The organism is Kitasatospora sp. NPDC057512 (genome assembly GCF_042802135.1).
GTDB lineage: Bacteria > Actinomycetota > Actinomycetes > Streptomycetales > Streptomycetaceae > Kitasatospora.
In genome coordinates this window covers 23,293-30,619 of the sequence record NZ_JBHVET010000018.1, presented here as the reverse complement: position 1 = coordinate 30,619, position 7,327 = coordinate 23,293, and the positions used below count along the sequence as shown (strand labels likewise).

General features: G+C 74.9%; 5 protein-coding genes. All 5 read right to left on the bottom strand.

Annotated features, from left to right (window positions below; all coding sequences use genetic code 11):
* Positions 1-310: 310 nt before the first annotated feature.
* The 5 genes from ilvD to ACFU6K_RS02855 all read right to left on the bottom strand — a co-directional run bounded on the left by ilvD (position 311) and on the right by ACFU6K_RS02855 (position 7,047).
* Complete coding sequence (ilvD, locus tag ACFU6K_RS02875) at positions 311-2,155, bottom strand: dihydroxy-acid dehydratase (RefSeq protein ID WP_380660509.1); 1,845 nt, start codon at positions 2,153-2,155, stop codon at positions 311-313.
* A gap of 213 nt (positions 2,156-2,368) precedes the next feature.
* Positions 2,369-3,139, bottom strand: coding sequence for a class I SAM-dependent methyltransferase (locus tag ACFU6K_RS02870; protein ID WP_380660508.1), 771 nt, complete (start codon positions 3,137-3,139; stop codon positions 2,369-2,371).
* Between the two features lie 46 nt (positions 3,140-3,185).
* Entirely contained in the window at positions 3,186-3,989 is an 804-nt protein-coding gene (locus ACFU6K_RS02865; RefSeq protein ID WP_380660511.1) for a sugar phosphate isomerase/epimerase family protein, read from the bottom strand.
* Between the two features lie 621 nt (positions 3,990-4,610).
* A complete protein-coding gene (locus tag ACFU6K_RS02860; protein ID WP_380660507.1) occupies positions 4,611-5,573 on the bottom strand; it encodes a Ppx/GppA family phosphatase in 963 nt (320 codons plus the stop codon).
* Between the two features lie 163 nt (positions 5,574-5,736).
* A complete protein-coding gene (locus ACFU6K_RS02855; RefSeq protein ID WP_380660506.1) occupies positions 5,737-7,047 on the bottom strand; it encodes an SUKH-4 family immunity protein in 1,311 nt (436 codons plus the stop codon).
* Positions 7,048-7,327: the final 280 nt, after the last annotated feature.

Here is a 7,327-nt window from a genome sequence, read left to right as displayed (position 1 = left end):
GGCCCCCCCCCCGCCGCCCCCCGGCCGCTCCCCGCCGCCGGTGGCCGTTTGGCCCCGCGTGGTGCGCCCGACGGGGGGGGGCGGGCGCGGGGGGGCGCGGGGGGGGGGGGGGGGGGGGGGGGGGGGCTGCTCGCTCACGCCGTCGATTATCACCCGACCGCCGCACACGGCGGAGGAGCCGTCCCGGCCGGTGGGACGGCTCCTCCTCGTTCGGTGCGGGCCCGGCGTTCCGTTTCCGTGCGGGCCCGGCGTTCCGGTTCCGTGCGGGCCCGGTGTTCCGGTTCCGCACGGCCCGGCGTTCGCCTCGGGCTCAGCCGAGCTTGGACACGTCGCGGACGGCGCCCTTGTCGGCGGAGGTGGCCATCGCGGCGTAGGCCCGCAGGGCCTGGCTGACCTGGCGCTCGCGGTTCTTCGGCCGGTAGCCGTCCGCGGCCTCCAGGGCGCGGCGGCGCTCGGCCAGGACCTCGTCCGGGACCTCCAGGGAGATCCGACGGCCGGGGATATCGATGGCGATGGTGTCCCCGTCCTCGACCAGCGCGATGGTGCCGCCGGAGGCCGCCTCCGGGGAGGCGTGGCCGATGGACAGGCCCGAGGTGCCGCCGGAGAAGCGGCCGTCGGTGACCAGCGCGCAGGCCTTGCCCAGGCCCCGGCCCTTCAGGAAGGAGGTCGGATAGAGCATCTCCTGCATGCCCGGGCCGCCCTTGGGGCCCTCGTAGCGGATGACGACGACGTCGCCCTCCTTGACCCGCTTGGCGAGGATCGCCTCGACCGCGTCCTCCTGGGACTCGACCACGACGGCCGGGCCGCTGAAGGTCCAGATCGACTCGTCCACGCCGGCGGTCTTCACGATGCAGCCGTCCTCGGCGAGGTTGCCGTACAGCACGGCCAGGCCGCCCTCGACCGAGTAGGCGTGCTCGGCGCTGCGGATGCAGCCCTTGGCGGCGTCGGTGTCCAGCGACTCCCAGCGCTCGGACTGCGAGAAGGCCTCGGCGGAGCGGACGCAGCCGGGGGCGGCGTGCCACAGCTCGACGGCCTCGGCGGACGGCGAACCGCCGCGCACGTCCCAGGTCTTGAGCCACTCGGCGAGCGAGTCGGCGTGCACGGTGTGGACGTCCTCGTTGAGCAGCCCGGCCCGGTACAGCTCGCCGAGGATGGCCGGGATGCCGCCGGCCCGGTGCACGTCCTCCATGTAGTACGAGCCGTTCGGCGCGACCTTGGACAGGCAGGGCACCTTGCGGGAGATCGCGTCGATGGCCCGCATGTCGAAGTCCAGCTCGGCCTCCTGGGCGGCGGCGAGCAGGTGCAGGATGGTGTTGGTCGAGCCGCCCATGGCGATGTCCAGGGCCATGGCGTTCTCGAAGGCGGCGCGGGTGGCGATCGCCCGGGGCAGCACCGAGGCGTCGTCACCGCCGTAGTAGCGGTTCGCGATCTCGACGACGTTCTGCCCGGCCCGCTCGTACAGGTCCCGGCGGGCGGTGTGGGTGGCGAGCACCGAGCCGTTGCCCGGCAGCGAGAGGCCGATCGCCTCGGTCAGGCAGTTCATCGAGTTGGCGGTGAACATGCCGGAGCACGAGCCGCAGGTGGGACAGGCGTTCTCCTCGATGATCGCGATGTCCTCGTCGGAGACGTTCTCGTTGACCGCCTGGGAGATCGCGTCGACCAGGTCGAGCTTGCGCACGGTGCCGTCGACCAGGGTGGCCTTGCCGGCCTCCATCGGGCCGCCGGAGACGAAGACGGTCGGGATGTTCAGGCGCAGCGCGGCCATCAGCATGCCCGGGGTGATCTTGTCGCAGTTGGAGATACAGATCAGGGCGTCGGCGCAGTGCGCGTTGACCATGTACTCGACCGAGTCGGCGATCAGGTCGCGCGAGGGCAGCGAGTAGAGCATGCCGCCGTGGCCCATCGCGATGCCGTCGTCCACGGCGATGGTGTTGAACTCGCGCGGGATGCCGCCCGCCTGCTTGATCGCCTCGGAGACGATCCGGCCGACCGGCTGGAGGTGGGTGTGCCCGGGGACGAACTCGGTGAAGGAGTTGGCCACCGCGATGATCGGCTTGCCGAAGTCCTCGCGGGCTACGCCGGCCGCCCGGAGAAGCGCCCGGGCGCCTGCCATGTTGCGACCGTGGGTGACCGTACGGGACCTCAGCTCGGGCACTGTGCTCCACTCCTTCGGGGCTCTCGCGGGCACCCCGCTGCTGGGAGGGTTCGGGGGCCGCTGTGGGTACCGAGCCTACGCCCGCCGTCCGGTCGGCGGACGGTCCGTCCGCGATGCGGGCAGGCGGTGATGCGGGCGGGCGACGATGCGGGCGGGCGGCGGGGCGGGGCAGGCGGCGATGTGGGCGGGCGCTTTGGCGGCGGGCTCCGCGCGTCAGCCGGGCTTGACGGCCACGGTGAGGTCCAGGCTGAACGGCTCGACCACGACGCCGTCCGGGAACGCGGCGACCATGGCCTCCCGTTCGGCGGCCAGCACCGGCGCGCGCTCCTCGGGGCCGAGCGAGGCCAGGTAGGAGCGGGAGGTGAGGTCGGTGAGCACGTGCTCGACGGTGACCCGCCGCTCCCAGCGCAGAGCCGTCCGCTCGACCGCGAGGCCGGCCGGGGCGAAGTGCCCGACGTGGCCGCTGATCCCGCCGTAGCCGTGGTAGCGGTCGGGGAGGGCGGCGGCCATCCGCTCGCTCCTGGCCCGGACCCACGGCACGGTCTCGTCGTACACGTTCCACCAGGCGGCGACGGCGCCCCCGGGCCGCAGCACCCGGACCGCCTCGGGGACGGACTTCTCGGGGTACGTCCAGTGGAAGGCCTGGGCGTAGGCGACCAGGTCGACGGACCCGTCGTGGAAGGGCAGGTCGTCACCGGTGCCCCGGACCAGCGGCAGACCGGGCGAGGAGGCCAGGAACCGGGCGGCCATGCCGGGGCTGGGCTCGACGGCGACGACCTCCGCGCCCCGGGCGGCCAGCAGCCGGGTCGCGATGCCCGTCCCGGCGCCGACGTCCAGGACCCGGGCACCGGCGAGGCCGCGGCCCCAGAGCCGCTCCAGCGCGTCGAACAGCTCGTCGGGATAGCCGGGACGGCCCCGCTCGTACTCGGCGGCGACCCCGCCGAAGCTCGCGGCGGCCTCGCGGTAGTTCCGACCCTCCGTCATGCGTCCCCCTTCGTAAGGAAGTTGGCGCCCGGGCGGACCGGGCGGCTCAGCGTACGCGCGAGGGGGTGGCCAGGTGCAAGCGGGTAAAAGCGAGGGCCTCGGCCAGGTCGGCCTCGCGTTCGGCGGGGGAGGCCGAGCGGCGGGTGTTGACCTCCAGCACCACGTGGCCGTCGAAGCCGGTACGGGCGAGGTGCTCCAGCAGCTCGGCGCAGGGCTGCTTGCCGCGGCCGGGAATCAGGTGCTCGTCCTTGCCGGAGCCGCTGCCGTCGGCCAGGTGGACGTGGGCGAGCCGGTCGCCCATCCGCTCGACCATGGCGAAGGTGTCGATCCGAGAGGTGGCGGCGTGCGAGAGGTCGATGGTGAAGTGCCGGTACTCCTCGTCGGTGACGTCCCAGCCGGGGGCGTACGCGAGCATCTCGCGGTCGCGGTAGCGCCACGGGTACATGTTCTCGACGGCGAAGCGGACGTCGGTCTCGCCCGCCATCCGGTGGATCCCCTCGACGAACTCCCGGGCGTACTGGCGCTGCCAGCGGAACGGCGGGTGGACGACCACGGCGCTCGCGCCGAGCTTCTCGGCCGCCGCCCGGGCCCGGACCAGCTTGGTCCAGGGGTCGGTGCTCCACACCCGCTGGGTGATCAGCAGGCAGGGCGCGTGCACGGCCAGGATGGGCAGCCCGTGGGCGTCGGAGAGCCGGCGCAGGGCGTCGATGTCCTGGCTGACCGGGTCGTTCCAGACCATCACCTCGACCCCGTCGTAGCCGAGCTTGGCGGCCAGCTCGAAGGCGACGGCGGTGCTCGCCGGGTACACCGAGGCGGTGGACAGCGCCACCTTGGTGTCCGGGATGTGCAGGGCCGGGTGCCGGGGCAGCACCAGCCGGTCGGTGGTGCGCAGCAGCGGCGGGCGGGCGGCGTCGCGCTTGGCGGCCTTGACCGAGCGGACCGACTGGACGGCGGCCTTGGCGGCGCCGGCGGCCCGGGCGGTGCGGGTCTCCTTCGGGGCGGGCTTGACGGCGGGCCGCTTCGGGGCGGGCTGCTTGGCGGTGGACGTCTTCGGGGTGGACTGCTTCGCGGTGGGTGGCTTCGCCGTCTTCGCCGTCTTCGCCGCGCTGGTCTTCGCCGCCGCGGTCTTCGCGGTGCGCTGGGCGGCCTTGACCGCCTTCGAGGCCTGCTTGGCGGCCTGGGCGGCGGTGGCGCCCGTGACCGCCTTGCCGAGCCTGCGGCGCGGGCCGTCCGGCCGCGACTGCCCGTTCCCGGGAGTGCGGTCCTCCTGCGTTCCGTCCTCGCCCGCTGGTTGCACCACGGGAGACAGCGTAAGCGGAGCACGCGGCGAACGGGGCGGGATGACCGGCGCAGTGACCATCGGCACGTTGTCCCGGGGCGGTCGATCGGCGGTCGATCGGCGGTCGTCCGGCGGTCGTCCGGGACTGGTGTCCGGACAGCTGTCCAGGCGCCCCCGGAGTGCGCGCCCGGCTTACGGGGTGAGCGCCGGGCGGCGGCGGTCGGCCGGGCTGTCCATGGTGTCCAGGCGACGCAGGATGATGCCCTCGCGCAGCGCCCACGGACAGACGTCCAGCTCTTCCAGCCCGAACAGGTCCATCGCGGCGTCGGCGACCAGCGCACCGGCCAGCAGCTGCTTGGCCCGGCCCTCGGAGACGCCGGGGATCCGGGCGCGCTCGGCGACGGTCATCGCGGACAGCCGGGGCAGCCAGGCGGCCAACCCGCTGCGGGTGAGCCGGCGGTCGGTGTACGGACCGGCGTCGGCGGGGGCGGCGCCGGTCATCCGGGCCAGCTGCTTGAAGGTCTTGGAGGTGGCGACCGCGTGCCGGGCCGGGCCGAGCCGGGTGATCTCGCCGACCACGGTGGCGAGCTCGGCCCGGATGTGGCGTCTCAGCTCGCGCAGCCCCTCCGGGTCGGCGACGTCCCCCGCCAGCCAGCGGGCGGTCAGCCGGCCGGCGCCCAGCGGCAGCGAGCAGGCGACGTCCGGCTGCTCGTCCAGGCCGCAGGCGATCTCCAGCGAACCGCCGCCGATGTCCAGGTTGAGCAGCCGGCCCGAGGACCAGCCGAACCAGCGGCGGACGGCCAGGAAGGTGAGCCGGGCCTCGTCCTGCCCGGAGAGCACGCGCAGCTCGACCCCGGTCTCGGCGGCCACCCGGCGCAGCACCTCCTCGCCGTTGGCGGCCTCGCGCACGGCGGAGGTCGCGAACGGGAGGATGTCGACGACGCCCTTGTCCTCGGCGACCCGCAGCGAGGACGCGACGTGGCCGACCAGTCGCTCGACCCCGGCCTCGCTTATCGCGCCGTCCTCGTCCAGCAGCTCCGCCAGACGCAGCTCGGCCTTGTGCGAGTACGCGGGCAGCGGAGCAGCGCCCGGATGGGCGTCCACCACGAGGAAGTGGACCGTGTTGGAACCTACGTCGAGCACACCGAGTCGCATAACTCTCCACGCTACGCGATCCGGGCCCTGGTGAGAGGGGGTGCGGCGGTATTCGCGCCGGTCCGGAACCGGTCGGTGAGCGGGTGGAGGGGTGGGTGGGCGCACGGACGGCGGACGGGCGGCGGGCGAGTGGACGGGCCGGTGATCCGGGGCCCGCCGTCCGTCAGAGGAGGCCGTCCCACAGCTGCTCGACGATGACGGCCCACCAGTTCTCCGGGTCGGCGAAGACCGTGCCGTCGACGGCCGCCAGTGCGCGCTGCAGGGTGTCCACCGCCCCGCCCGCGGCGACCGGGTCGAGCCCGCGCAGTGCCGGCCACCAGCCGGCGAACACCTCCAGGCAGCGGACGAAGGCGCGCAGGTCCGCGTTGCAGTGGCGGGCGGTCGCGTAGTCCGGGTCCACCGCCCGGACGGCGCCGTCCACCGGGTCGAGGGCCAGCAGCGCCCAGCCGTCCGTCCCCAGCACCGACTGCCCGGCGAGCGCCAGGCGCTCCCGCTCGGCCACCCGGGTGCCGCGGCCGAGCCCGGCCAGGTGCGCGGCGAGCGGGGGCAGGACGGTGCCCCGGTGGGTGCCGTCGGCGATCGCTTCCGCGCCCGGGTGGTGCAGCGCGAAGAACCCCGGAACGGCCACCGGGACGCCCACCGCCAGCAGCAACGCGGCCGCGTCCCCGGGCAGTTCGGCGCGGGCGACGTCGGCCGGCTCGAAGCGCTGGACGCCCGCCGGACCGAACCGCTCCGCGAGCCGGGTGGCGAGCGCGGCGTCGGGCTCGCCCGATGTGCCCGATGTGCCGGGTGCGCTGCGCACCGCGCGGGGGAAGGGCACCCGGTTGCGGGCCGGACCGTCCGGCGGCGCCGGCAGCGCCCGGACGGCGGCGGCCCGGTGGTCGAAGCGCGGACCGTACGGAAGCTCGAAGTCGACCCGGACGTGGGGCAGTTCGGCGGCCAGCGCGTACGACCAGTAGCCGCCGGGCAGGGCGCTCGGCCGCAGGTCGGTCCGGACGGCCAGCACGTCCTCGGCGGCGACGCCCTGCTCGCGCAGCCACCACCAGCCGCGCAGCACCGGGTGCGGCAGGCCCGCCGCGGACCGCAGGGCCAGCGACCGCTCCTCGCCGGTGCCGTCCCGGTAGGTCAGCTCGGCCCGGGCGCCCCGGCCGGTGGCCGGCGGGAGGGTCGGGTCGTAGCCGCCCGCGCCGACGAAGTCCCGGTACAGCCCCACCACTTCGTCCACCGGCACCGAGGGCCACACCGTGAACCGCCCGCTCTCCCAGTCCACCACGGCGCAGGCCGCCCCCACCTCCTCGGGCGCCCGCCGCTCCCCCGTCCGCGGGTCGACCACCACCCGGGCGGGCTCCGCCCACACCACCCAGCCGAGCTCGAACTCGTGGGTGCACACCCGCCGCACCGCCCCGGCACCCTGCGGCAGATCCCCGTTGATCCACCGCTGCCCCGCCTCCACCGCCTGCGCCCGCGCAATCATCCGGCCCTCCCCGACCCCGTCCCTGCCCGACCCGCGACCCTACGCCCCCACCGACTCCCCACCCCTGCCACCCACCCCGCGTGGAAAGTCGGCCCCACCGACTTCCCACACCTCCCCCTGCAAGGAATGCGACGCCCTGCCTGCACACCCTTGCTGACCCACACCCCCCAGCACGAAAAGTCGGCCCCACCGACTTTGCGTGCACAGAACCCGAGCGAATATGACGGCCGGTCTACATAGTCCCGGGCAGGCCACGCCCCGCCCCGCTCAAAAGCGCGCG

Excerpts from the sequence above, each read along its gene's own strand:
- ACFU6K_RS02870 (WP_380660508.1), bottom strand. The coding sequence starts at position 3,139 with ATGACGGAGGGTCGGAACTACCGCGAGGCCGCCGCGAGCTTCGGCGGG.
- ACFU6K_RS02860 (WP_380660507.1), bottom strand. The coding sequence starts at position 5,573 with ATGCGACTCGGTGTGCTCGACGTAGGTTCCAACACGGTCCACTTCCTC.
- ACFU6K_RS02855 (WP_380660506.1), bottom strand. The coding sequence starts at position 7,047 with ATGATTGCGCGGGCGCAGGCGGTGGAGGCGGGGCAGCGGTGGATCAAC.